1 protein-coding gene is annotated in these 237 nt (G+C 38.0%); it reads right to left on the bottom strand.

All coding sequences use genetic code 11. From position 1 onward, the window contains the following. Positions 1–3 precede the first annotated feature (3 nt). On the bottom strand, positions 4–237 hold a 234-nt coding region (locus V6260_RS18675; RefSeq protein ID WP_341595580.1), incomplete at its 5' end, for an SUMF1/EgtB/PvdO family nonheme iron enzyme.

Genomic DNA, 237 nt, shown 5'->3' with positions numbered 1-237 from the left:
TGCTCACCCTTTACTCTGCTCTGCTTGCGTCTTATATACGGTATTGGATATATATTTTTCGTAAGCACCAACAGTAACTTCCTTACTTTGCTTAGCAAAAGAATTCGCTATTACTTTTTCAACTACAGGGCGTTCATTAGCTATACCATTGCCGTTATTATCACCCATCTTGAACTTACCAGCAGGTATAACTACTACAGGTGTTTCACCGTTTGCATTTAATTCGTTAACGTTTTC

It is taken from the genome of Pseudoalteromonas aliena (assembly GCF_038155085.1).
Taxonomy (GTDB): domain Bacteria; phylum Pseudomonadota; class Gammaproteobacteria; order Enterobacterales; family Alteromonadaceae; genus Pseudoalteromonas; species Pseudoalteromonas aliena_A.
The sequence above is the reverse complement of the archived record's forward strand: the minus strand, read 5'-3'. Positions and strand labels throughout refer to the sequence as shown.